The 22,427-nt window shown below is 66.8% G+C and carries 21 protein-coding genes; 11 read left to right on the forward strand and 10 right to left on the reverse strand.

Annotated elements, in window-relative coordinates:
- Nucleotides 1–109 precede the first annotated feature (109 nt).
- Entirely contained in the window at nucleotides 110–562 is a 453-nt protein-coding gene (locus tag QYM46_RS18105) for a MaoC family dehydratase (protein WP_432790078.1), read from the forward strand.
- 152 nt (nucleotides 563–714) lie between these two features.
- Here QYM46_RS18105 and QYM46_RS18110 read toward each other — a convergent pair whose 3' ends face one another.
- The 3 genes from QYM46_RS18110 to QYM46_RS18120 form a co-directional block, all read right to left on the reverse strand.
- Complete coding sequence (locus QYM46_RS18110) at nucleotides 715–1,719, reverse strand: endonuclease domain-containing protein (RefSeq protein ID WP_432790079.1); 1,005 nt, start codon at nucleotides 1,717–1,719, stop codon at nucleotides 715–717.
- Nucleotides 1,720–1,920: 201 nt separating this feature from the next.
- Nucleotides 1,921–4,566: a trehalose-phosphatase gene (otsB, locus tag QYM46_RS18115; protein WP_432790080.1), complete on the reverse strand. Its 2,646-nt coding sequence runs from the start codon at nucleotides 4,564–4,566 to the stop codon at nucleotides 1,921–1,923.
- Nucleotides 4,567–4,601: 35 nt separating this feature from the next.
- Nucleotides 4,602–5,438, reverse strand: a complete 837-nt coding sequence (locus tag QYM46_RS18120) for an HdeD family acid-resistance protein (protein ID WP_432790081.1) — start codon at nucleotides 5,436–5,438, stop codon at nucleotides 4,602–4,604.
- Between the two features lie 125 nt (nucleotides 5,439–5,563).
- Here QYM46_RS18120 and QYM46_RS18125 point away from each other — a divergent pair, with 125 nt between their 5' ends.
- From QYM46_RS18125 to QYM46_RS18135, 3 genes are all read left to right on the forward strand, one after another.
- The gene (locus tag QYM46_RS18125; RefSeq protein WP_432790082.1) at nucleotides 5,564–6,106 is read left to right on the forward strand and encodes an ArsR/SmtB family transcription factor; all 543 of its coding nucleotides are present in this window, start codon (nucleotides 5,564–5,566) and stop codon (nucleotides 6,104–6,106) included.
- A gap of 86 nt (nucleotides 6,107–6,192) precedes the next feature.
- Nucleotides 6,193–7,335 (forward strand): serine hydrolase domain-containing protein, encoded by a 1,143-nt coding sequence (locus tag QYM46_RS18130; protein WP_432790083.1) that lies wholly within the window; start codon nucleotides 6,193–6,195, stop codon nucleotides 7,333–7,335.
- Nucleotides 7,332–7,706: a hypothetical protein gene (locus QYM46_RS18135; RefSeq protein WP_432790084.1), complete on the forward strand. Its 375-nt coding sequence runs from the start codon at nucleotides 7,332–7,334 to the stop codon at nucleotides 7,704–7,706. The genes QYM46_RS18130 and QYM46_RS18135 overlap by 4 nt, the downstream gene beginning before the upstream one ends.
- 2 nt (nucleotides 7,707–7,708) lie before the next feature.
- Here QYM46_RS18135 and QYM46_RS18140 read toward each other — a convergent pair whose 3' ends face one another.
- Nucleotides 7,709–8,230, reverse strand: a complete 522-nt coding sequence (locus tag QYM46_RS18140; protein WP_432790085.1) for a Rieske 2Fe-2S domain-containing protein — start codon at nucleotides 8,228–8,230, stop codon at nucleotides 7,709–7,711.
- Nucleotides 8,231–8,508: 278 nt separating this feature from the next.
- On the opposite strand from QYM46_RS18140, the gene QYM46_RS18145 reads away from it, so the two are divergent.
- From QYM46_RS18145 to kynU, 3 genes are all read left to right on the forward strand, one after another.
- Complete coding sequence (locus tag QYM46_RS18145; RefSeq protein ID WP_432790086.1) at nucleotides 8,509–9,717, forward strand: MFS transporter; 1,209 nt, start codon at nucleotides 8,509–8,511, stop codon at nucleotides 9,715–9,717.
- A gap of 87 nt (nucleotides 9,718–9,804) precedes the next feature.
- Complete coding sequence (gene recQ / locus QYM46_RS18150; RefSeq protein ID WP_432790087.1) at nucleotides 9,805–11,640, forward strand: DNA helicase RecQ; 1,836 nt, start codon at nucleotides 9,805–9,807, stop codon at nucleotides 11,638–11,640.
- Between the two features lie 150 nt (nucleotides 11,641–11,790).
- Nucleotides 11,791–13,092 carry a kynureninase gene (gene kynU / locus QYM46_RS18155; RefSeq protein ID WP_432790088.1) on the forward strand — a complete coding sequence of 434 codons (1,302 nt, stop codon included), beginning with the start codon at nucleotides 11,791–11,793 and terminating at the stop codon, nucleotides 13,090–13,092.
- 75 nt (nucleotides 13,093–13,167) lie between these two features.
- Here the strand turns inward: kynU and QYM46_RS18160 are convergent, their stop codons facing one another.
- Both QYM46_RS18160 and QYM46_RS18165 read right to left on the reverse strand, forming a co-directional pair.
- On the reverse strand, nucleotides 13,168–13,758 hold the full coding sequence (locus QYM46_RS18160) for an MOSC domain-containing protein (protein ID WP_432790089.1): 591 nt from the start codon (nucleotides 13,756–13,758) through the stop codon (nucleotides 13,168–13,170).
- Between the two features lie 229 nt (nucleotides 13,759–13,987).
- Nucleotides 13,988–15,337, reverse strand: a complete 1,350-nt coding sequence (locus QYM46_RS18165) for an MFS transporter (RefSeq protein WP_432790090.1) — start codon at nucleotides 15,335–15,337, stop codon at nucleotides 13,988–13,990.
- A gap of 94 nt (nucleotides 15,338–15,431) precedes the next feature.
- On the opposite strand from QYM46_RS18165, the gene QYM46_RS18170 reads away from it, so the two are divergent.
- Complete coding sequence (locus tag QYM46_RS18170) at nucleotides 15,432–16,001, forward strand: isochorismatase family protein (RefSeq protein ID WP_169253587.1); 570 nt, start codon at nucleotides 15,432–15,434, stop codon at nucleotides 15,999–16,001.
- 68 nt (nucleotides 16,002–16,069) lie between these two features.
- On the forward strand, nucleotides 16,070–16,492 hold the full coding sequence (locus QYM46_RS18175) for an OsmC family protein (protein WP_101554445.1): 423 nt from the start codon (nucleotides 16,070–16,072) through the stop codon (nucleotides 16,490–16,492).
- Between the two features lie 64 nt (nucleotides 16,493–16,556).
- Here QYM46_RS18175 and QYM46_RS18180 read toward each other — a convergent pair whose 3' ends face one another.
- From QYM46_RS18180 to QYM46_RS18190, 3 genes are all read right to left on the reverse strand, one after another.
- Nucleotides 16,557–17,417 (reverse strand): PPK2 family polyphosphate kinase, encoded by an 861-nt coding sequence (locus QYM46_RS18180; RefSeq protein WP_432790091.1) that lies wholly within the window; start codon nucleotides 17,415–17,417, stop codon nucleotides 16,557–16,559.
- A 67-nt stretch (nucleotides 17,418–17,484) separates the two neighbouring features.
- The gene (locus QYM46_RS18185; RefSeq protein WP_432790092.1) at nucleotides 17,485–18,354 is read right to left on the reverse strand and encodes a hypothetical protein; all 870 of its coding nucleotides are present in this window, start codon (nucleotides 18,352–18,354) and stop codon (nucleotides 17,485–17,487) included.
- A gap of 158 nt (nucleotides 18,355–18,512) precedes the next feature.
- Entirely contained in the window at nucleotides 18,513–19,199 is a 687-nt protein-coding gene (locus QYM46_RS18190; protein ID WP_432791764.1) for a trimeric intracellular cation channel family protein, read from the reverse strand.
- 141 nt (nucleotides 19,200–19,340) lie between these two features.
- On the opposite strand from QYM46_RS18190, the gene QYM46_RS18195 reads away from it, so the two are divergent.
- Nucleotides 19,341–20,210: an alpha/beta hydrolase gene (locus tag QYM46_RS18195; RefSeq protein ID WP_432790093.1), complete on the forward strand. Its 870-nt coding sequence runs from the start codon at nucleotides 19,341–19,343 to the stop codon at nucleotides 20,208–20,210.
- On the opposite strand, the gene QYM46_RS18200 is transcribed toward QYM46_RS18195, so the two are convergent.
- Nucleotides 20,203–20,706, reverse strand: coding sequence for an OsmC family protein (locus tag QYM46_RS18200; protein WP_169253592.1), 504 nt, complete (start codon nucleotides 20,704–20,706; stop codon nucleotides 20,203–20,205). The genes QYM46_RS18195 and QYM46_RS18200 overlap by 8 nt on opposite strands.
- Nucleotides 20,707–20,815: 109 nt before the next feature.
- On the opposite strand from QYM46_RS18200, the gene QYM46_RS18205 reads away from it, so the two are divergent.
- A complete protein-coding gene (locus QYM46_RS18205) occupies nucleotides 20,816–22,393 on the forward strand; it encodes a molybdopterin-dependent oxidoreductase (RefSeq protein ID WP_432790094.1) in 1,578 nt (525 codons plus the stop codon).
- Nucleotides 22,394–22,427 lie beyond the last annotated feature (34 nt).

Raw genomic sequence — 22,427 nt, forward strand, 5'->3', positions numbered from 1 at the left:
GTCCGGACGACGGGGTGGCGTCGACCGGACGGCCACGTATGATGCCAAGAACAGCGGAACTCAATCGAATGTCCGCTCAGCATCTGAGCCAGGATCAAAGGAGAACCACGTGCGCACCATCAACGGCATCGACGAGATCGAATCGCTCATCGGCGAGGAGCTCGGCTCCTCCGAGTGGATGACGATGGATCAGGACGCGATCAACACCTTCGCCGACGTCACCGGCGACCACCAGTGGATCCACGTCGACGAAGCACGCGCTGCCGAGGGGCCCTACGGCGCGACGATCGTCCACGGATTCTTCACCCTCTCGCTCATCCCGAAGTTCTCCACTGATGTCTTCACCATCGAGGGCGTGTCGATCCGCGTCAACTACGGCCTCAACAAGGTCCGCTTCCTCCAGCCCGTCGTCGTCGGCTCCCGACTGCGCGGGACCATCAGGGTCAAGGACGTCATCCGCGGCGACAAGGGCACTCAGGTCATCCTCGAGCACACGATCGAGATCGAAGGCCAGGACCGCCCCGCCTGCGTCGCCGAGGTGGTCACCCTCCTCGTCGAGTGAGCTGAGCGCCGCCTTCTGTCGGCGGGTTAAGTGGGGTCTGATTGCCATTTTCGAGCCTGAAATGAGCATTCTGGCCCCACATAACCCACCCCGAGCGGTGCGATGAACGAGTCCGTGCGGCGGCTGGTCGACCACGTTGCCTCGTCGCGTTCTCAGATCAGACCGCCGGCACGCAGCTTGTGGGCGATCAGGCGGCAGACCTCCGCCATGTCCGAGTCTTTCGACACTCGGATGACTGTCCATCCCTCAGCCTGAAGTGCTGAGATACGGCGATTGTCCTCAGCGAACTGAGCAGGCGAGCTGCGGTGGTGATCGCCCTCGTACTCGATGGCGAGTCTGATCGACGGATATCCCATGTCCGGATGGAGCTGCGCATCGATGAGTGAACACACGACGGCCGGATGGACCACGGGTTCAGGCAGACCTGCGTTGATGAGACAGAGCCGCAGCCGCGTCTCCGCGGGAGAATCGACATCGTCGCGCACCAGACCGAGCGCATGCTCAGCTGTGCGACGTCCTTTCACTCGGCGGCGGGAAGCAAGTTCAGCGCGGATCTCGTCGAGGGTCGTCAGCGGCCCACCGTGCCACCGGCCGACGGCGGCATCACCGAACTCCACGAGCTGCCCGACCGTCAGCACCCGCGCAAGTTCGATGAACAGCTGTGGTGGGGTGATGAGCGGCAGACCGTAGAAGTTCTGCGACTGCAGCCATTCGTACCGGTGGAAGACAACATTCTTCCGTCGCCTGGACAGACCTTTGTCCTCGCGGGCCACATGCATCCGCGTGTCGGCATTCCACGGCACCGGCAGTCCATACAACCGTGCCGCAGTGACGTTGCAGGCGACGACATCAGGGTCGACGCAGACCATGCCCGACAGCTTCACTCGTTCGTCGATCCACTCGGAATCCGCCCAGCGCGGAGCGACGACCCGAGTCGTGGGATCAGTTTCGATCCACACGCCGTAGCCGATCTGCTTGTACTTTCGCTCATCGTCCAGCGCGCGACGGGTGATTCCCCGCGATACGCCCTGTGCCCGAGTGAACGGAATCGCGGCGGTCATGAGCTGGCGGGGCTTCTCAGTCCAGGTGCGAACCCGCAGCTTCCGCGGTTTCGGCCCGTCGCGCGGCGGCTGCGGCATCGGCGCCTGATAGTCCATAGGCAGAGGTTGCCTCACCCGCGGCGAAGAATGCCAGGGGTGGTGACACGCCTGTGGACAGAGCTGCGCTATCCACAAGTCGACCGCGGTTGAGTCACCGGTCTCGCCACCGGAAACCGGAGTTAAGTGGGGTCAGATTGCACATTTCCGCGTCGAAAATGGCAATCTGACCCCACTTAACTCGATGGAGAGGTTCTGCCCTCAGCTCGGGCGGTGGGCGTCGAGCTGCTGGGCGACGCGGATGTAGCCGAGGTGTGAGTACGCCTGCGGGTGGTTGCCCAGGTGCATCTCGGCGACGGGGTCGTATTCCTCGGACAGCAGCCCGGTGGGCCCGAGCAGATCGTCGACCTGCCGGAACAGATCCCAGGCATCGTCGATGCGGCCGACCTTGATGAAGGCCTCGATCAGCCACGTCGTGCAGATGTGGAACCCGCCCTCGAGCCCGGGCAGTCCGTCATCGTAGCGGTAGCGGAAGACCGTCGGGCCGACCCGCAGCTCGCGTTCGATCGCGTCGACGGTGGACACGAACCTCGGGTCGTCGGCGTCGAGCAGTCCCGAGAGTCCGACGAACAGGGCCGCCGAATCCAGGTCCGTCTCACCGTAGGCGACGGTGAACGCTCCGACCTCCTCGTTGTAGCCGTGAGTGAGCACGTCGTGGGCGATCTCCTCGCGCAGCTGTCGCCACGCACCGGGCGGCTCCCGATCGAACCGGTCCGCGATCCGCAGCGCCCGATCGACCGTCACCCAGCACATCACGCGTGTGTATACGTTGTGCTTCGGTGCGCGCCGGGCCTCCCAGATCCCGTGATCGGCCTCGAACCACCGTTTGCCCACGGCTTCGACCATCTGACAGGTGAGCATCCAATAATCTTCGGGCAGCTCGCCGAGGTGGTCGCTGAGTTCGTCGAGGAGCTCCGTGACCGGGCCGAACACGTCCAGTTGGACCTGATGTTCGGCGGCGTTGCCGACCCGCACCGGCCGTGATCCGGCATATCCGGGCAGGTGGTTGAGCACCGCCTCGGTCGTCAGGGCCGAACCGTCGACGGCGTAGAGCGGGTGGAGCTGCTCGGGAGAGACCGTGCGCGCGAGGATGCCCGACAGCCAGGAGAGGAAACCTTCGGCCTCGCCCGTGGAACCGAGGGCGAGCAGGGCGCGGACGGTCATCGACCCGTCGCGCAGCCACGTGTACCGGTAGTCCCAGTTGCGGACGCCGCCGATGCCTTCGGGCAGAGAGGTCGTGGGGGCGGCGAGGACTCCGCCGGTGGGCTCGTGGCACAGAGCGCGCAGGGTGATCGCGGAGCGGATGACCTCGTCGCGGTGGTGGCTCGGCAGGGCGAGCGAGTCGACCCAATTCGTCCAGAAGTTCAGGGCGCGTTCGCGCACATGGTGCTCTCCGCCGGTGGCCATATATCCGGCGTCGCCCGTGCCCGTCCCGCAGGCGAGGACAAGGACGATGGATCCGCCGGGCTGCTGCGAGGGGATGACGGTCGCCTCGGCGGTGTGGGAGTCGCCGTTCTCGACGATGTCGAAGTCGATTCCGGGGGCGTGGAGTTCGATCGGCTCCGCAGTGCCGAGCACCGCCACACCGTCATCGGTCCTGGTCATGCGGGTGGGCACCGTGGCGTAGTCGAGCCTGGGTGCGAACCGAATGCGGGTCGGGGTGTCGCCGGTGAGCACGCGGACGACGATCGTGTCGTCGCTGTGCCCGTCGACGGGTGCGAGGTAGTCGACACAGCTCAGTCCGGCCCACCGGGTCTCGAGCAGGGTCGAGTTCCCGAGGTAGCGCTGCGTCAGCGGAGCGGCTCCGTTGGCCGGTGCTACGGCGAAGAATCCGGCCGCCTCGGAGCCGAGGATCTCGGAGAACATCGACGCCGAGTGCGGCAGCGGGTGCGGCATCCAGCAGATGCTGCCGGTCGGGTCGATGAGCGCGGTCGATTGTCCGTTGCCGATGAGGCTGTGCCGCTGGATCGGGGTGGCGCGACGGCCGAAGAGCCAGGACTTGCGCAGTTCGAACAGGGCACTGAGGACGGTGGAGACCTCGTCCGGTGAGTCGAGGCGGAAGTCGGCGTGTGTGGGCGCGTTCCCAGTTCCGACCTTGAGCCCGAGGTCATCGGTGCCGAGGGTTTCGAGAGCGAATTCGTCGGCGGTGTCATCGCCGATGAACACGGCGGCTTCCGCTCCGGTCTGGCTGCGCAGTCGAGTCAGCGCATCGGCCTTCGACGACGGTACGACGGAGAGGTCGATGACCTGTTTGCCGCGGGTGGGGTGGATCGGGTGGGCGGCCGCGAGCTTGTCGACGGCGGCTTCGATCTCGCGCCGGTCGGTCTCGTCGAGTCCGCGCAGGTGCACGGCCACGCCGGTGGTCTTGTGCTCGATGACGTCGCGCGGCAGGGCGCGGGTGAGGTCGGCGCGGAAGTCGGCGAGGACCGCCCGCTGCGCATCGGTGAGCGTATCGATGGTGAACGTGTCGGTCTCACCACCGTGAGACCCGAAGAGGTGGACCTCCCTGGGCAGGCGCGACATCGCCGCGAGGTCGCGCAGGCTGCGACCGGAGATCACCCCCGCCGAGGTGGACGGCAGCAGGGCGAGCGCGCGCAGTGAGTCGACCGAGCTCTCCAGGGGAAAGGCTTGGCTGGGGACGTCGACGATGGGGGCGATCGTCCCGTCGTAGTCGGTGGCCACCAGCAGGGATGGGGAGCGGGAGAGCGCGAAGAGGCGCCGGAAGAGGACGGGGTCGAGTGCTCGGCTGGCTTCGGCCAAGTCGCCCAATAATTCGGAGGACCTCACCGAGGCGGCGATGGTGGCCAATCGGGATTCGGTTGCGCTCTCGTGCTCGACAGTGCTCATCTCACCTCTGGTGTCTCGGTTGGCTCGGGTGCCGGTCAGGGCTCTTTCTTCACTGGGGTGTCGCTGTCCGGATCGTCGGGAGATTCGGGATCGGCCGTGCGATCGGCTTCGCCGGCGGCGCCGGTTGGGTCGGACGTGTCCGCGGCATCGGACGAGTTCGTATCGTCGGCGGCGTCAGCGGCACCCGAGGGGGCAGCGTCGGCGGGCTCGGCCGCCTCGGCGGGGGTGTCGATCTCCTCGGGGAGGGCACCGCGCTTCGCCAACTGGCGGCCCTTGCTCAGGCGGGAGTAGCCGCCGATGATGAAGATCACGCCGGCGATGAGGGTCGCCGCTCCGGTGAAGCCGAGGATCGACAGGGCTTCCATGCCGTCGCCGAAGACGAGGATGATGCCGAGCAGGACGTGGACGCCCGAGGCGATGAGGAAGTCCGAGGCCATGGGCTGGGAGCGCAGCTGCCGGTGGGCCCAGAATTCGAGGGCACCGTGCAGCAGGGCCCAGATGCTCAGGGCGGCGCGCAGTTCGGCCGGTTGGTCGGCGAGGAAGAGGAAGACGATGGCCGGGATCGCGATGACGGCCTGGCCGAAGATCGCGGTGCGCACGTTCAACGGCGAGCGCACGGCCTGGAAGACCAAGGCCAGGGCGAAGAGGATGAGGTAGCCGATGGCCAGGTGGTCGACGACGTCGGTCGGCAGGCTCAGCTGCGCGGGGTTGACGGCGTCGCGGGGCCAGAAGACGGTGACGATGCCGAAGGCGACGCCGAGGATTCCACGCACGACCATGGGCCAGCCGAGCCGACTCGCTGCGGCAATGGCCTGCGGGGCGGCTTCGTTGCGCGGGGGCGTGGATTCGGTGCGCGGTTCTTCGGTACTCATCACGGCACCAGTCTAGGTCGCCTGCCTGAGTCTGTCCGGTCAGCGTCGACTCAGGCGCGGGTTGGGCGGCGCTTCTTTGCGCCTCATGTATTTACGTAATTACGTATTAGTTGTATTATCGAAGCATGGAATCGACACCCTCGGCAGACGATCGCCTCTCCGCCCTCGAACAACGAGTCGCCGAACTCGAGGCTGCAGCCGCCTCCATCGCGCCACCGCGGCCCGCTGCAGGCGAAGCGGCGACTGACCTGCCGGGCGACGCGGAGACCTTCTGGGCGCTGCATGGGCTCGTCGACCACCTCGGCGAGGAGGGCGGAGTGACCTACACCGGGTACACAACTCCCCCGGGCGGCAGCGGTCCCGTGGCGTGGCAGATGGGCCTGAGCAGCGCGGGCCTGGCGCAGATCGACTTCGCCGAGGCGGCCGGGTCCCTGGCAGCCCTCGGCCACCCGGTCCGCCTGCAGCTGCTGCAGGCGATCTATGAGGGCACGAGCACCGTGGCCGAGCTGGGCAAGGACGAACGCTTCGGCACGTCCGGGCAGATCTATCACCATGTGCATGCCCTCGCCGGCGCCGGCTGGTTAGAGAGCGCCCGCCGCGGACATTGGCGTGTGCCCGCTCAGCGGGTCGTTCCGCTGCTCACCCTCGTCCTCATCGGCACACACTGACGAAACCTCGCGTCCTTGAGCCATCGCCCACCGCACGACCCGTACCCGACCACCACACTTTCCACCCCTGCTGACCAGGAGGAACGATGACCGTCACCGACGACCACCGCACATCTGCGGCCGCGGGACGGCCGCCTCGGCGACTGGGGATTGCCTTGCTTGCTGCCTCACTCACGGCCGCCGTGCTCGCGGCGATCACCCCGTGGCCGCGCGGTTTCCAGGGCGCGCCTACCGGGGATCCCGAGCTCATGGCTGAGCTCGAGGACGCACTCGGCAGCCGGCATTGGCAGCACGTGGCGGCCGCCCACATCGACGGCGACGAGGTGACCTTCGCGGGCACCGGAGCCGATGAGCACACCGAGTTCGAGATCGGATCGATCACGAAGACGTTCACGGCTGCTCTCTTCGCCGAGGCGATCGACCGGGGCGAGGTGAAGGCGGACACCCGCCTCGGCGAAGTCTGGCCGGACCTGGACGGGAAGGTCGCCGAGGTGACGCTCGAGTCGATTGCGATGCAGCGGTCGGGGCTGCCACCGCAGAAGCCGTGGTCAGGATGGGGCGAGGGCATCTCCGGGATTCTTGCGAACTACATCCACACGGACCCGTACCGCGGGGACGCCGGGGACATCGTGGCGAGCCTCAGCAACGTGGAGGTCGGCAAACCGAAGCCCGAATACTCGAACTATGGGTTCGCCGTCCTCGGCCAAGCCCTCGCCGCGGTGGCTGGGCAGGACTATTCGGAACTCGTCCGGGACCGCCTCACCGAACCCTTGGGGATGAAGGAGACGTTCGTCCCCGACTCCGCCGACGGACTGTCCCACGGGTTCACGGCATCGGGGCTGCCGGCCGCTCCGTGGACTCTCGGCGGCTCGGCTCCGGCGGGGGCGATCCGGTCGACGACCCATGATCTGTCGCTCTGGCTGCGGGCCGTCCGAGACGGAACCGCGCCCGGCGCCGAGGCGGCGAAACCGCGCGCCGATTTCGAGGATGATCGCATCGGTTGGGCGTGGTTCACGACGGCCCACGGTGGCTCGACCATCACCTGGCACAACGGCGGCACCGGCGGCTTTCGGTCGTTCCTCGGCTTCGACAGGCAGACCGGAAAGGGCGTCATCGTGCTCAGCGACTCTGCCAATGATGTCGATGCGGCCGCGGCGCTCATCGGCGCCGATGCCGCATCCGCAGCAGCATCCGGGAACGAAAGCTCGGCGAAGGGAGAACGCTCATGAGTCCCGAACTCGTCTCAACGGTCATCGGTGCGCTCATCGTGGCTTGGGGAGCGTTCACCGCGTGGCGAGCTCCCCGCGCGGCGTCCCGGATCGGGCTGCTCTCGGGCCTGGTCACGGCCGTCGTATTCGTCCTGCTCATCCGCCTCATCACACCGTTCGGAGGCTGGGAGAGCTGGTTCATCTACGTCTGGCTGGCCGGAACGCTCGTCATCGTCGTCTCCGTCTTCCGGGCTGCGCTCGTCTGGGCGGACCTGCCGTGGCGATCCGACGAGGCGAAGGCACGCCGGAACGAAGCGAGCGGGCTCGGCTTCTCCGCCCTGCTCGCGCTCCTCATCGCCGGCGCCCTCGTCGTTCCCGGGCTCTTCTTCTGAGCTCAGCCGCCCTTGACGGTGAGTGTCCCGTCGCTCTCGGAGACCTCGTAGCTCTGCAGCGGCTCCTCGGCCGGCCCGCTGATCACCTCACCGGTGGAGACCGAGAACTGCGAGGCGTGGCATGGGCAGATGATGGCCTCGGAGGTGACCTCCCTGACCTGGCACCCCTGATGCGTGCACACCGAGGTGAAGGCGAAGAACTCGCCCTCCTGCGGCTGAGTGACGACGTAGCTCTCGTCGACGACCGTGCCCGATCCGACGGGAACGTCGGCCACGGCCACGGTCGCCTCCTGCGCCGGAGTCGACTCCTGCCCCTGCGCACCGCCGTCATCCGAGGAACACGCCGAGGTGACCGCCGCCGACGATCCGATGACCGCCGCCGTTCCGGCCACCCCGGCCGTGCGCATCAGACTGCGTCGGCTCGGGTTCGCGGGCCCGGTCGCCGCGGAATCAGATGCAGCGGACTCGGCTTCGGCGGGCGGGGCGTGCTCTGTCGTGACGGGGCCGTGCGTGCTCGTGTTCATCGGAATCTGCTCCCTCTTGCGTATGCATACCGACACTGCGGCATGGACGTCCGGGTTCCAGCGTACAATCGCTCACGGCTCGATGTCGGTGGTTCACCTGGGCGTATCCTCGGAGGTTCCGGTCAGGGGGCCGCAGGGGCCGGTCGACGGTAATGGACGTCCGCCTCGGCGAGGGGAAGCGTCCGCCCGGACACTCCCATCGGTGCCGATGGTCGGGATCGACCGTCTCGGCGGAGGACGATTGCAGACGGGACCAGCAGACGGAAGGCGGTGGGGCGATGCCCGAGGAGACGGTGTCCGACGGACAGGGCTCACGGCTGCGGGCCGCGAGCATGTGGGGCCTGGCCGCGGCGGTGTACGTCTTCACCGTCGTCATGATGGGCACCACCCTACCCACACCCCTCTACCCGCTCTACGAGGAGCGGTTCGGGTTCGGCACCGCATTCACCACTCAGCTCTTCGCGATCTATGCCCTCGGGGTCATCGGCGCGCTCGTCGTCTTCGGGAGGCTCTCAGATGGACTGGGGCGTAGGCCGGTGCTCAGCCTCGGGGTGGTCTTCTCGATCGCCTCGGCGGTGCTCTTCCTCATCGGGTCTCACATCGGCCTGCTGCTGGCCGGCCGGGTCCTGTCCGGGCTGGCCGCGGGGATCTTCACGTCCACGGCCACCGTCACCGTGCTCGAGAACGCGCCGGCCGGGCGCGAACGGCTCGCCGGGTCCTTGGCGACGGCGGCGAATATGGGCGGGCTCGGTCTCGGGATCCTGTCGTCCGGGCTGCTCGCCCGCTTCGCTCCCGCTCCCCTGCTCACGCCGTTCCTCGTCAATGCGATCATGCTCGTCATCGCCGGGGTCGCGCTCATCCTCGTGCGAGATCGGACGCGGGGCGGGGCGAGCACCGTCAGGTTGCAGCTGCCGGGGATTCCCGCCTCGGCGAAGCGGATGTTTCTGGCCGCCTCACCCGGGGCGATCACCGGTTTCGCGGTGTGCGGACTGTATTCGGCGATCGCGCCGAGTTTCATCGGGCAGACCCTGCACGTGAGGTCGACCGCGGTCACCGGCGTGGTCGTGTTCCTCCTCTTCGGCGCCTCGGCGACTGCGCAGGTGCTGTTGCGCGGGCTCAGCGACCGCCGGCTCATCATCGGCGGAACCGTGACCATGATCGTGAGCATGGGTGCGCTGGTGTGCGCGCTCATGGCGGGGTCCCTGCCGGTGCTCATCGTCTCCGCTGCGCTGGCCGGTGCCGGGCAGGGGCTCGTGTTCATGACCGGGATGCGTGCGATCACCGCAGTGACCGCACCGGAACGCCGCACCGAGGCGACCACTTCGTACTTCATCCTCGCCTACGTATTCATGTCGGTGCCGGCGATCGGTGCCGGATTCCTCGCCGCCGAGGTGGGACTGGCGAACGCAACCATGATCTTCGCCGTCGCGGTGGCCGCCGTGTGCGTGGCCGGGCTGGCGGGAGCCCGGAGGTTCGCGGGCCTGTAGGAGTGGGGCTGCCGGGGTCGGACGGCGGGGTGCCGAGGCCGGACGGCGCTGAGACTCGGGTCAGTGACGTGAACTAGGGTGGGTGCCATGACCTCCGCAGCCACGACCTCCGCCCTCGATGTCCTTCACGATGTCTTCGGCTATGAGGAGTTCCGGGGTCAGCAGGCGGCCATCGTCGACCAGGTCGTCGGCGGCGGGGATGCGGTCGTGCTCATGCCCACCGGCGGCGGCAAATCCCTGTGCTATCAGATCCCTGCGCTGGTCAGGCCCGGTACGGGTGTGGTCATCTCCCCGCTCATCGCACTCATGGCCGATCAGGTCGCGGCCCTGGAGAACCTCGGTGTGCGGGCGGCCTATCTCAACTCCTCCCTTGATTTCGACACCGCCCAGCAGGTCGAACAGCAGCTGCTCGCCGGAGAGATCGACCTGCTCTACCTCGCGCCCGAGCGTCTCGTCCTGCCGCGGACGATGCGACTGCTCGAGCAGGCACAGATCTCGCTGTTCGCCATCGACGAAGCCCACTGCGTGTCCCAATGGGGACATGACTTCCGCAGCGACTACCTGGGGCTCGGCGTGTTGGCCGAACGGTTCCCCGATGTTCCGCGCATCGCTCTGACGGCCACGGCCACTCCTGCCACCCATGCCGAACTCACCGAGCGCCTGCACCTGCAGGATGCCGAGCATTTCGTGGCGAGCTTCGACCGACCCAACATCACCTACCGGATCGAGCCGAAGGCCTCGGCACGGTCGCAGCTGCTGAACTTCATCACCACCGAACATCCCGGGGATTCGGGCATCGTCTACTGCCTGTCCCGGCGCGGGGTCGATCAGCTGGCCGAAGCACTCGTCGCCCGCGGCCTCACGGCCCTGCCGTACCACGCAGGGCTTCCCTCCGAGGTGCGCGCGGAGAACCAGGCGAGGTTCCTCCGCGAAGACGGCATCGTCATGGTCGCCACCATCGCCTTCGGCATGGGCATCGACAAACCCGATGTCCGCTTCGTCGCCCACCTCGACCTGCCGCGGTCGGTCGAAGGCTACTACCAGGAGACCGGACGCGCCGGCCGCGACGGACTGCCCGCGGATGCGTGGATGGTCTACGGGCTCGGCGACGTCGTCTCCCAACGCCGACTCATCGAATCCGGTGAGGGCGACCAGGTGTTCAAACGCCGTCAGATGAGTCACCTCGATTCGATGCTCGCCCTCTGCGAGACCGTCGACTGCCGCCGTGTCCAGCTGCTGCGCTACTTCGATGAGGAATCCGCACCGTGCGGCAACTGCGACACCTGCATGACACCCCCGGTGACCTGGGACGCGACCGTCGCCGTGCAGAAGCTGCTGTCGGCCGTCATCCGGCTCGACCGGGAACGCGGGCAGCGCTTCGGTTCGGGGCAGGTCATCGACGTGCTGCGTGGCAACGACAACGACCGTTCCCGGGCCTCGGACCATGCGGGCCTGAGCGTCTGGGGCGTCGGCGACGACCTGTCCGAGAGCCAATGGAAGACCGTCATCCGCCAGGTGCTCGCCCGCGGACTCCTCGAATCCCATGGCGACTACGGAGTGCTCGTGGTCGGTGAGGCGGCCGGCCCCGTCCTGCGGGGCGAAGAGGAGATCTCACTGCGCGTCGACCCGGTGAGGAAGTCCGGAGGCAAGAAGGCCGGATCAAGTCGCCGGGGCGGCCCCGAGGTCGAGCTCGACCCGGCCGATGCCTCCCTGTTCGAGGCCCTGCGCTCCTGGCGAGGAGAGCAGGCGAAGGAGCAGGGCGTGCCCGCCTATGTCGTGTTCCCCGATGCCACGCTCTACGGCATCGTCGAGGTCAAGCCCTCGACGATCAGCGAACTCGGTCAGGTCAGCGGAGTGGGTCTGAAGAAGCTCGACCGCTACGGCGCCTCTGTGCTCGAGGTGCTCACCGCACACGCAGGCTAGACGTCGTCAGCCCTCCTCACCTCCCATTTGCTACCCGACGGCGGCCCAGCAACCTCGCGCGAGGTTGCTGGGCCGCCGTCGGGTAGTTCTGAGGCGGTAGCCTGGAATGCAGACGAACCCACCGGTTCCCTCACCACGTGGAAGGCGACGATGACGACCCCTGACCGGACAGCCACCTCGGCGAATCCAACTGCAATCACCCGTGCGGACTGTGAACGACGCGATGCGAACGATCCCCTGCACGGCTTCCGCGAAGAGTTCCTGCTCCCGGAAGGCACGATCTACCTCGACGGAAACTCTCTCGGCCCCCGCACAAAGGGAGCCGCAGAACGCGCCCAGGACGTCATCACCGACGAATGGGGCACCGGCCTCATCGGGTCATGGAACACCGCCGGCTGGTGGGACCTGCCGGCGAAGTTGGGTGAGAAGGTCGCCGGGTTAGTCGGCGGCGGGGCCGGGTCGACCGTCGTCACGGACACCACGTCGATCAATCTGTTCAAGGCCGCCTCTGCGGCGCTGAAGATGCAGGCCGAGGATTCCCCGAACCGGCGAATCATCCTCACCCAGCGGGAGAACTTCCCCTCCGACATCTACATGCTTCAAGGATTGGCCGAGCAGCTCGGCGACGGCTACGAAGTCCGGCTCGTCGACGATGGGGAGGTCACCGCAGGATTCCCGACCACGATGTCCGACGAGGTGGCCCTCGTCGTCCTCACCCATGTGAACTACCGGACCGGTCGGCTCTTCGATATGGGCACGACCACCTCGGCGATCCATGCCGGCGGAGCCCTGGTCATCTGGGACCTGTGCCACTCGGCTGGTGCTCTGCCCATCGACCTTGCTGGGACGGGTGCGGACATGGCGATCGGCTGCACGTACAAATTCCTCAACGGCGGGCCCGGCTCTCCGGCGTTCATCTGGGTCGCAGAAGCCCTGCAGAACCGATTCAGCCAACCTCTGTCGGGGTGGTGGTCGCATGCGCAGCCCTTCGAAATGGCTCCGGACTACCGGCCGGCCGACGGTATCCGCCGGTACCTCACGGGCACGCAGGGAATCCTGTCGATGTCCGTGGCGGAGCTCGGCCTCGACATCCACTCGCGGGTGGACATGGGACAAGTCCGGGAGAAATCCCTGGCACTGTCGGACCTGTTCATCGACCTCGTCGATGAGCGTTTGGCCGATCATCCGGTCGAGGTCGTCACCCCACGTGAGCACGCCCATCGCGGATCCCAGGTCTCGATCCGGCATCCGGAGGGGTTCGCGGTGATGAGCGCGCTCATCGAACGCGGAATCATCGGCGACTACCGGGAGCCGGAGGTGCTGCGCTTCGGTCTGACCCCGCTCTACATCGGTTTCACCGAGGTCTGGGACACCGTAGAGGCACTGCGTGACATCCTCGACAACCGGCTCTGGGACACGCCTTCGCACAAGGTCCGCGGCGCCGTCACCTGATTGCTACCCGACGGCGGCCCAGACACCTGGCGCCAGGTGTCTGGGCCGCCGTCACCGGCGTTGGGACATGGCCGTTCAGGTGTCCGGAGCCGCAGAGGTTTCGATGACCTCGGCGTTGACGCCGAAGTACGGTTCACCCGCCTCATTTCGCGGGCGGCTGGCGGTAAGCGTCTTGAGCAGATTGCTGCCCCGCTCCCCAGTGATCGGGTCGAGATCGAGGATGGCACACCGCGCAATCGGATCCCCGATCCGCACACGCAGAGCGCCGACGTCCGGCACGTTCACCGTCACCTCCCGGCCTCGCCATGTCTCTTCGATGAAGGGTTCGTCCGTGTCGAGGACGAGGGTGGCACGAAAGCGGGCAGCCTCGTCAAGCAGCTCGTGGTGACCGGATCGATCGGCGAGTTCCCTCATCGAAGCAGTCGTCACGATCGACAGGCCCGCTCCGTAGATCACGTCTCCACGAAGTGCGCGGGCCAGCCGCACCGGCTTTCCCAGCCACTCGGAGGCGAGCTCCGAATGCGGACCGTCAGTGAGCTCGAGGTCGACCGGTCGCTTCCAGTAATAGCAGGTCAGGCGCTCGCCCTGCCCGACTGGCACTCCAGAGGCAGAGCGCCCGTCGGGCAGGGTGATGGTCAGTGTGTCGTCGACGAGTGAAGTGGTCATGCGGATGAGCCGAGGATTCTGCACGGTTTTGAGTACCTGCCGTCGCTCGACATCGACGAAGCAGAACTCACGATCGCCGATCGGGCCGTGACCGTCGACGGCTGCTCCCGGTCGGGCCTCATGTCGTGTGCCTTTGACTTGGGCGAACCCGATCGATGGCACACCGAATTCCCGCGCTGGAGTAGGTGACGGCGGCGCAGATACCTGGCGCCAGGTTGCTGCGCCGCCGTCAGGTAGTAATTGCATGGGGGTTGCGGCCTCCTGTGATGGCGTAGGTGCCGATGGCCACCGCACCGATGGCCAGGACCGTACCGCCGATGATAACGGCTCCGGGGATCGTGGCGATCGTGCCGAGCACTCCCACGGTGACTCCGGAGAAGGTCTGCATGCCGGGGCCGAACGTCGCATAGGAGCCGATGACGCGACCGCGGATCTCCGGCGGCGCCTCGAGTTGGATGATGGCCATCTCGGTCGACTCGGCGGTGATCTTCGAGACCCCGGCGATGACGAGCAGGATGACCGCCAGCCACAGGTGCGAGGTCAGGGCGAAGAGCAGCGCACTCAGGCCCATCGCCGAGGCGGCCAGTGCCGCCGCAGCCGGGACGGCCTTGATCCACCCGGTCGCCTCGAGCCCGAACCCGCCGAGCACTCCGCCCGCGCCCATGGCGAAGAGCAGCACACCGTAGGTGAAGTCGCTGTCTCCACCGACCGGATTGAGGATGTCGCCGAACACCGGCATCGCCGTCTGCAGCACCGCCCCGATCGTCGTCGAGGCGAGCGCCGCCAGCAGCAGCATGCCGACGATCGCACGATTGTGGCGGACATCGATGAGCACCCGCAGCGACTGGATGAGGGTCGTCCGCGCGGTGCGCACACCTCCGCTGCGCAGATGTCCGGTGAAAGGGGTGCGGATGAGGAAGATCGTCAGCGGCAGGTAGAAGATGATGTTGATGAAGATGCCCCATGTGGCGCCGACCCCGAGCAGCAGGGCGGAACCGACGACGGGACCGAAGAGGATGCCGAGGCTGCGGAAGGTCGCATTGAGGCGGACCGCGCTCGGCAGCTCTTTCCGATCGACGAAGTCATGGAGCATCATCTGTTCGGCCGGGCCCCACAGACAACCGGCAAGTCCGTGGATGACGAGCAGCACGCAGGCCTGCCACAGCTGCAAGGAGTCGGTGAGGAAGAGGATCCCCCAGCACAGGGACACGACCATGAACATGATCTGCCCGATCTGGATGAGGCGGCGGCAGTCGAATCGTTCGGCCAGGGATCCCGCATAGACGGACAGCAGCAGGAACGGCAGCCAATGGCTGATGAGCTGGAACCCGACGAGAGCTGGAGATTCGAATTTCTGCCACAGCACCCAGTAGGTGATGACGTGCTCGATGTTGTCGCCCATCATCGCCGTACCCGATCCGACCAGGTAGGGCGCGGTCTTCCAGCTGCGCAGGACGCTGAAACGGCGCGGGGCGACGGCACTGCTGTCGCCCGCTTTGCCCGCGGCCGCACTGCCCGCGCCCGCGCCGACTTTGCCGGCACCCGCCTCGTCGCCGGAGATCTGGGAGGAATCGCTCACTCGCCTATTCTCACACCCGCAGAACCGACTGGCGTCGACCTCTTGCCTGCTGGGATCGGAGCGAGGACAATGATCCTTGATCAAGGAGGATCATATGCCCACCGCTCAGCCGCCGTCGTCCACTCGTCCGAATTCCGCCCTCGTCGTCATCGACGTCCAGAACGGGGTGATGCAGGCCAGTTGGAACTCCGATCAAGTCATCTCCACGATCTCGGATCTCGTCGACCGCGCCCGGAACACCGGCACCGAGGTGGTCTGGGTCCGGCACAGCTCAGGTGAGCTTCCGCTCGATTCTCCGCAATGGCAGATCGTCGACACGCTCTCCCCCGCCGACGGCGAGTCCATCATCGAGAAGACCCACGGCAACACCTTCGAGGACACGGACTTCGAGGAGGTGCTCGCCGGAAAGGCCGTCGGCCATCTTGTCGTCACCGGCGCCCAATCGGACGCCTGTGTGCGCTCGACGATCCACGGCGGCTTTGCCCGCGGTTATGACGTCACCCTCGTCACCGACGCCCACACCACCGAGGATCTCACCGAGTGGGGCGCTCCCCCTCCGGAGCAGGTCGTGTCCCACACGAACCTGTACTGGCAGTTCGAATCCGGTCCCGGTCGGCAGGCACGGGTCCAGGAGTCGAGCGAGGTCGACTTCGCCAGACCGTGATCGCCCCCGCGCCTGCAACCCCGCAAGTCTGCCATTCTGCAGCCCCGCAAATCTGCCATCATTAGGGCATGAGTGAAGACATCCGCAGCATCGAACTGACCCGCATCTCCGAAAACCACTACCGCGCCACCGCCCCGAGCGGAGCGAGCATCGAATTCGGTCGCGGCGAGGGCCTCATGACCCCCGTCGAACTGCTCCTGGCCGCCGTCGCCGGCTGCTCATCGATCGACGTCGACACCGTGACCAGCCGTCACACCGAACCGACGAAGTTCGATGTCGCTGCGACCGCAGACAAGATCGACGAAGACGGTGCCTCCCGTGTGGACAACGTCCACCTCGACTTCGATCTCGCATTCCCCGACGACGAGGAGGGCCGGAAGGCCGATGCCCGCATCGAACGCCTCGTCGGGCTCTCCCACGACAAGTACTGCACGGTCTCCCGCACCGTCGAACACCCCACGAAGGTCGACTTCAGCATCCGTCGCGACTGACGCCCCGATTCCGCGCGGCAGATCCTTCGCCGAGGCGGCCCACCGTTCCGTGCAGACGTGATCGTCAGCTGTCGGCGAGCCGCTTCTTCTCGACCTCGACGTCGAAATCGGCGGCCGGCCACTGCGGGTCGATGTCGACCAGAGCCTCGAGCAGCAGACGCTGCACGGCCAGCCGGGCAAACCATTTCCGGTTCGCCGGGACGACGAACCAGGGGGCCGCCTCGGTGGAGGTGCGGTCGAAAGCTGCCTGGTAGGCGTCCATGTAGTCCGGCCACAGGAGTCTCTCATCGACGTCTCCGGGGTTGTACTTCCAGTATTTGTCCGGCCGGTCGAGGCGTTCGGCCAGGCGCTCCTTCTGCTCCTCCGGGGAGATGTGGAGCATGACCTTGACGATGCGCACCCCTGCCGCGACCAGTTCGGCTTCGAAGTCGTTGATCGCTGTGTAGCGGCGCTCGATCTCGGCGGCGTCGGCGAGTTCACGGACGCGGCCGATGAGCACATCCTCGTAGTGGGAGCGGTCGAAGACTCCGATCATTCCGGGCCCGGGCACGCGCGGACGGATGCGCCAGAGGAAGTCGTGGGCGAGCTCCTCCTCGGTCGGCTTCTTGAAGGCGGCGAGTTCGACGCCCTGCGGGTCGACGGCGCCGACGACGTGACGAACGATTCCGCCCTTGCCGGCGGTGTCCATGGCTTGGAGAACAAGGAGAACGGCAGGCCCGGAGTCCTCGTCATGGTGCGCGGCGAAGAGGCGCTCCTGCAGATCGCTCAGCTCGGTCGACAGCGCCTCGAGATCCTTCTTCCCGCTCTTCTTGTCCCCGTCGTAGCCGGGCGTCGACTGCTGGTCGACCTCGCCGAGGCGGAATCCCTCCCCCACGCGCAGCAGTGGTGCGGGGTCGGTCGTCCAGTTGCTTCTCAGCTCACTCATGCGTTCATCTTTCCAGGTGGGAATGGCCGCGTCTATACCGATGAGTCACCGTTGAACGTCCGGCGGCTCACCTCTGCGGACCTTGCGGCGGCTGCGGCGGAAAAGGCGGCCGTTGGGGTGGGCGCTGCTGGATCGGCGGGCCGAGCCGGTGACCTGGAGGAGGGCCCTGCGGCGGCTGCTGTGGCCCGTCGATGCCCGGCAGAGGATTCTCGTTCGTCAATCCGCGCCGGCGTCGGTCCATCAGGTACCTCTGATAGGCCGCATCACGTTCGGCCGCGGTCATCTGGACCTTCGGCTTGTCGATGACATTCCGAAGCATCGCCAGAACGGTCAGCACTGCCAGACCAGACAGCGCCACGGCCACCCAGATCATCGTGGTGAGCAGGCTCGGCTGATTGTCGAAGACCCTCACACCAGCGAAGAGGATGAGGAAGACGAATCCGAGGTACGGCAGCAGGAGCCACAGCGCGACCTTATAGCCGCCGATCATCATCGGCATCATCATGCTGGTGCTCCAGGCCATTCCCCCGATGAAGAAGAGCAGGATGAGGAAGAAGCTCGCAGGATCGGTGTTGAGTTCCGCCGCAATCGTTCCGGGAACGGCCCGCTCGCCGAGGAAGAACGGCCAGACCAACGCCACCAGAGTGACGATCACGGCGGAGGCGACCACGCTGAGAAGGATCAGCGGGATGAGACCGTCACGCCGGAACCCGTCGTCTGAGCGTTTGTACTCCATGAACAGGAACGGGAAGAGAAAGGCCATCCCGCCGGCACAGACCCCCATCCATACCGCGTCGGCCTCGATGACCTCGAAGTTCTGCTCCAGCATCAGCCCGGTCGAGGCGAGCCAGATGAGGAAGGTGAAGAAGAGCGCACCGAAGAAGGCGATACCCAAGACCCGCAGAAAGTCACGCGTCCATGTCGGGACCGGCTCCATCTCGTGCAATGGAAGCGGCCCTGACGGGGGCGGCCCTGGCGGTGTCTCGCTCATGGTGTCATCGTCGCACAAGCACGGGCGACCGATGCCGGTATCGATGTTTCAGATCCGCCATCGCGGAACTCAACCGGTCAGACACCGTCCCACAAGCCACGACCTCAGTCCGGTTTCCGGAACACCGACGGCAGCTTCTTCTTCACCCGCTGCCCGGTGTCCCGGTACGACCATTGCCGCATCGGCTGCGGCACCCGCCACTGCAGCTTCCAGGCGAGCATGCGGAAGCCGAAGGCGGCGGCCGCGATGATGAGTGAGGCGATGGCACCCAACAGTCCGGTCACCTCGGCGATGATCGTCAGTCCCGAACCGAACAGGGCGGGGATGAGGTAGAGGTCGGTGCCGCGGAAGATCGCCGGGTCCTCACTGGCCACGGCGTCGCGCATGAGCCCGCCGCCGCACGCGGTCAGCGCCCCCATGAGCAGCGCCGCCGGATAGTTCGTCCCGGCGGCCAGCGCGATCGTCGTCCCGGTGACGCTGAAGAGGCCGAGGCCCATCGCGTCGAAGGCGACGATCCAGATCCGTGCCCGGGAGATGTGGGATCCGATGATGTAGATGAGCAGTGTCGCGATCACCGGCGGGGCGAGGTAGATGGGTTGGCCGATGGCGTTGGGCACCCGGTCGAGGAGCACATCGCGGATCATGCCGCCGCCGATTCCCGTCATCGTGCCCAGCACCAGCCCGCCCGTGATGTCGAAATCGCGTCGCGCGGCCAACAGCACTCCGGAGACTGCGAAGACGAACGTGCCGGTGAGGTCGAGGGCGAGGAACAGGAACTCCTGCAGGTCCATCTCCACCTCGGCTCCTCTCGTCGCTCCGTGCCCGGCCCGGTGCCGAACGTCCTACCAGCCACTGTAATCCGCTTCGAACTCCGGTGAGCGATTGTCTGGTGTTCCGTTCCCCCTCGCCGAGGCGGCCGCTAGGCTGAGGCAATGACGCAGCCGACGCTCATCCTCGTCCACGGCGCTTTCGCCAATTCGTTCTCCTTCGCCCCGCTGCAGGCCGAACTCGCCTTCCACGGTGTGCGCTCGGCAGCGGTCGACCTGCCCGGCCACGGTTTCGCCGCCACGTTCCCGCTCGGCTATCAGGCGCCTCAGGATCTTGCTCAGTTCACCTCGGCACCGGGATCGATCAGAGGTGTGACGCTGGAGGACAATGTTCAGACTCTCGCCGAGGCGGCCGCCCGTGCCAAGGACAATGGCCCGGTGGTCATCGTCGCCCACAGTCGCGGCGGGGCCACCTTGACTGCCGTGGCGAATGCGCACCCGGAGCTCATCGACCACATGGTCTATGTCTCCGCATGGGCACCGGTGAACCTCCCGGCTGCCGCCTACAATGCAGAGCCGGAGATGGCCGAGGTCGACAATGCGGCTCTCGCCCGGGCCCTGGCCGGTGATCCCGGACAGTTGGACCTGCTGCGCTGCAACTTCCGGCAAGCAGACCCGGAGGTCCTCGACGGGTTGAAGGAACTCTTCTGTGCCGATGCCGGCGATGACGAATTCCGCCTCTTCCTCAATTCACTCCAGCCGGACGAGAACCTCGACGCGGGCGGCCAGGATGACCGTGCGCAGGCGGGCACATGGGGCACGATCCCGCGCACGTTCGTCCGCCTCGGCGAGGATCGGAGCATGCCGCCCGCCATGCAGGATCGTCTCATCCGCGAAGGCGATGCGCTCACCCCGGACAATCCCTACCGGGTGCGCACGCTGGCGTCGTCCCACGTGGGATGGCTGATCCGCCCCGCCGAGGCGGCCGTGCAGTTGGCGCAGATCGCCGCCGAGGTGGGTGGAGAGTTCAGCTGAGCTGGAAGTTGTCCGGATTCTTGTAGGGTTCGATCTCGACGACCGGGGTGCCCTTGCCCATGAGCAGTTTGGAGATCGGGCAGCGAGCGTGGGCGCGGGCAGCGTACTTCTCGGCGTCGGTGTCCGAGACCCCTTCGATGGAGATGAACGCCTTCGGTGCGAAGTAGAAGCCGCTGCCGGAGGGTTCGTTGTGCAGCTCGACCTCGACGCGCACGCGTGAGAGCGCTTCGATGTCATTGACCGCGAGGACGACCTTGAGCGTTTCGCCGAGGCAGGTCGACCAGGCCATGGCGAGGAACTGTTCCGGGTTGTTGCCTTCTTCGACCCGTGAGGTCGGGGCGGTGGGCAGGGTCTGGCCGTCTTCGACGCGCACCTCGCCCGAGGTGCCGCCGAGGTTCTCGACCTTCGCGGTGTAGATCGGCGCACTCGGGCTCTTCGGCTCATCCGCATCTCCGGTCGGAGCCTGCGGCTGGGCGTATCCGGGGTTCTCAGTCATTGCACCATGCTACGACAGGCGCGCAACAAGGTCACTGGCGTTTCAGTGAATGGTCAGTAACGAAAGCGCACAGACCCATCCACCGCGCCCGCGGCTCCGAATGATCACTATGAATCGGACAACCCGTGCAACCCACCGTTTCCGCGGCGCAGTGGCAGGCATCGTCGCCACCGTCATGATGTTCGGTCTCGCGGACCTCATCGCGCGTGCCTTCACCCCGAGTGCGGCACCCCTGCTCACCCTCGGTCAGGCGATCATCCCCCTGGCTCCCCCGGCAGCGATCAAACCCGTCATCGCCCTCTTCGGCGACAACGACAAGCTCGTCCTCGTCCTCTCCACCGGGCTCGGTGCGATCGTCCTCGCCGGTCTCATCGGAGCCCTGGCCGCCTCCCGCCGCCGTCTGGCCACGACGCTGCTGATCGTCGCCGGGCTCGTCCCGGTCATCGTCATCATCATCCGCCCCGAGGCGGGTGCCCTCGACCTCGTTCCCGCGCTCATCGGCTTCGCGGTCGGCATCACGGGCTTCATCCTGCTGCTGCGTCTCGGCCTACCGGCACCCCCCGCCGAGGCGGCCGACCGTGCCGATGTCACGCGCGGTTCGCGGACGTCGGATCCATTGAGCCGCCGCCGTTTCTTCGGCCTGGCCGGAGCCCTCGGTGCCATCGGGGCCGTCAGCATCGCCGCTGGTCAGACCATCGTCTCACTCACACAGGACGCCGGCGCCGCAGTGGCCAAGCTGGTCCTGCCCACCCCCGCGAAGAAGGCGGCCGCGATCCCCGCGGCCGCGAGTACCGACCTCGATGGCACGGTCCCCTTCGTCACGGAGGCGAAGGACTTCTACCGCATCGACACAGTGCTCTCACCACCGGTCATCGACCCGCAGCAGTGGTCCCTGCGCATCCACGGGATGGTCGAGGAGGAGGTGACCCTGACGATGGACGACGTCCTCGACCTGCCGCTCGAAGAGCACCACATCACGCTTACCTGCGTGTCCAACCCGGTCGGCGGGGAGCTCGTCGGCAACGCGACCTGGCTCGGATATCCGGTGCGCGAACTCCTCGCACGAGCCCGCCCGAGCTCGCAGGCCGATATGGTCCTCTCCCATTCCTTCGACGGATTCACCGCCTCGACTCCGCTCGGTGCGCTGACCGATGACCGCGCCGCCCTGCTGGCGGTGGGCATGAACGGCGAACCGCTCACCCCGATCCACGGTTTCCCCGCCCGCCTCGTCGTTCCCGGGCTCTACGGTTTCGTCTCCGCGACGAAATGGGTGACCGAACTCGAGGTCACCCGCTTCGATGAGAAGACCGCCTATTGGACCGACCGTGGGTGGGATGCGAAGGCACCCATCCTCGTCGCCTCCCGCATCGAGGTGCCGGGGCCCTTGGCCACGGTCCCGGCCGGAGACATCCAGGTCGGCGGCACCGCCTGGGCGCAGCGATCAGGGATCGACCGTGTCGAGGTCAAGCTCGACGACGGTGACTGGACGCAGGCGGATCTGGCCGAGGAGGTCACGATCGACACCTGGCGGCAGTGGCGGGCCGAATTCGCCGAGGTGGCTGCGGGCTCCCACACCCTCACCGTGCGTGCCACGGACAAGGACGGCACCGTGCAGACTTCGAAACGTCGGGAGTCGATCCCGAACTCGGCCACCGGGCACCACCACATCCAATTCCGCGTCGAATGAGCCCGCAGCCGCCTCGGCGAAGAAATTCTCACAA

Source organism: Brevibacterium sp. K11IcPPYGO002, from assembly GCF_050920635.1.
Classification (GTDB): domain Bacteria; phylum Actinomycetota; class Actinomycetes; order Actinomycetales; family Brevibacteriaceae; genus Brevibacterium.

Coding starts and splice junctions, on each gene's coding strand:
- QYM46_RS18175 (WP_101554445.1), top strand. CDS start 16,070: ATGAGTGAAGACATCCGCAGCATCGAACTGACCCGCATCTCCGAAAAC.
- QYM46_RS18125 (WP_432790082.1), top strand. CDS start 5,564: ATGGAATCGACACCCTCGGCAGACGATCGCCTCTCCGCCCTCGAACAA.
- QYM46_RS18120 (WP_432790081.1), bottom strand. CDS start 5,438: ATGAGTACCGAAGAACCGCGCACCGAATCCACGCCCCCGCGCAACGAA.
- QYM46_RS18180 (WP_432790091.1), bottom strand. CDS start 17,417: ATGAGTGAGCTGAGAAGCAACTGGACGACCGACCCCGCACCACTGCTG.
- QYM46_RS18205 (WP_432790094.1), top strand. CDS start 20,816: ATGAATCGGACAACCCGTGCAACCCACCGTTTCCGCGGCGCAGTGGCA.
- kynU (WP_432790088.1), top strand. CDS start 11,791: ATGACGACCCCTGACCGGACAGCCACCTCGGCGAATCCAACTGCAATC.
- otsB (WP_432790080.1), bottom strand. CDS start 4,566: ATGAGCACTGTCGAGCACGAGAGCGCAACCGAATCCCGATTGGCCACC.
- QYM46_RS18110 (WP_432790079.1), bottom strand. CDS start 1,719: ATGGACTATCAGGCGCCGATGCCGCAGCCGCCGCGCGACGGGCCGAAA.
- QYM46_RS18140 (WP_432790085.1), bottom strand. CDS start 8,230: ATGAACACGAGCACGCACGGCCCCGTCACGACAGAGCACGCCCCGCCC.
- QYM46_RS18190 (WP_432791764.1), bottom strand. CDS start 19,199: ATGGACCTGCAGGAGTTCCTGTTCCTCGCCCTCGACCTCACCGGCACG.
- QYM46_RS18145 (WP_432790086.1), top strand. CDS start 8,509: ATGCCCGAGGAGACGGTGTCCGACGGACAGGGCTCACGGCTGCGGGCC.
- QYM46_RS18160 (WP_432790089.1), bottom strand. CDS start 13,758: ATGACCACTTCACTCGTCGACGACACACTGACCATCACCCTGCCCGAC.
- recQ (WP_432790087.1), top strand. CDS start 9,805: ATGACCTCCGCAGCCACGACCTCCGCCCTCGATGTCCTTCACGATGTC.
- QYM46_RS18130 (WP_432790083.1), top strand. CDS start 6,193: ATGACCGTCACCGACGACCACCGCACATCTGCGGCCGCGGGACGGCCG.
- QYM46_RS18170 (WP_169253587.1), top strand. CDS start 15,432: ATGCCCACCGCTCAGCCGCCGTCGTCCACTCGTCCGAATTCCGCCCTC.
- QYM46_RS18200 (WP_169253592.1), bottom strand. CDS start 20,706: ATGACTGAGAACCCCGGATACGCCCAGCCGCAGGCTCCGACCGGAGAT.
- QYM46_RS18135 (WP_432790084.1), top strand. CDS start 7,332: ATGAGTCCCGAACTCGTCTCAACGGTCATCGGTGCGCTCATCGTGGCT.
- QYM46_RS18185 (WP_432790092.1), bottom strand. CDS start 18,354: ATGGAGCCGGTCCCGACATGGACGCGTGACTTTCTGCGGGTCTTGGGT.
- QYM46_RS18195 (WP_432790093.1), top strand. CDS start 19,341: ATGACGCAGCCGACGCTCATCCTCGTCCACGGCGCTTTCGCCAATTCG.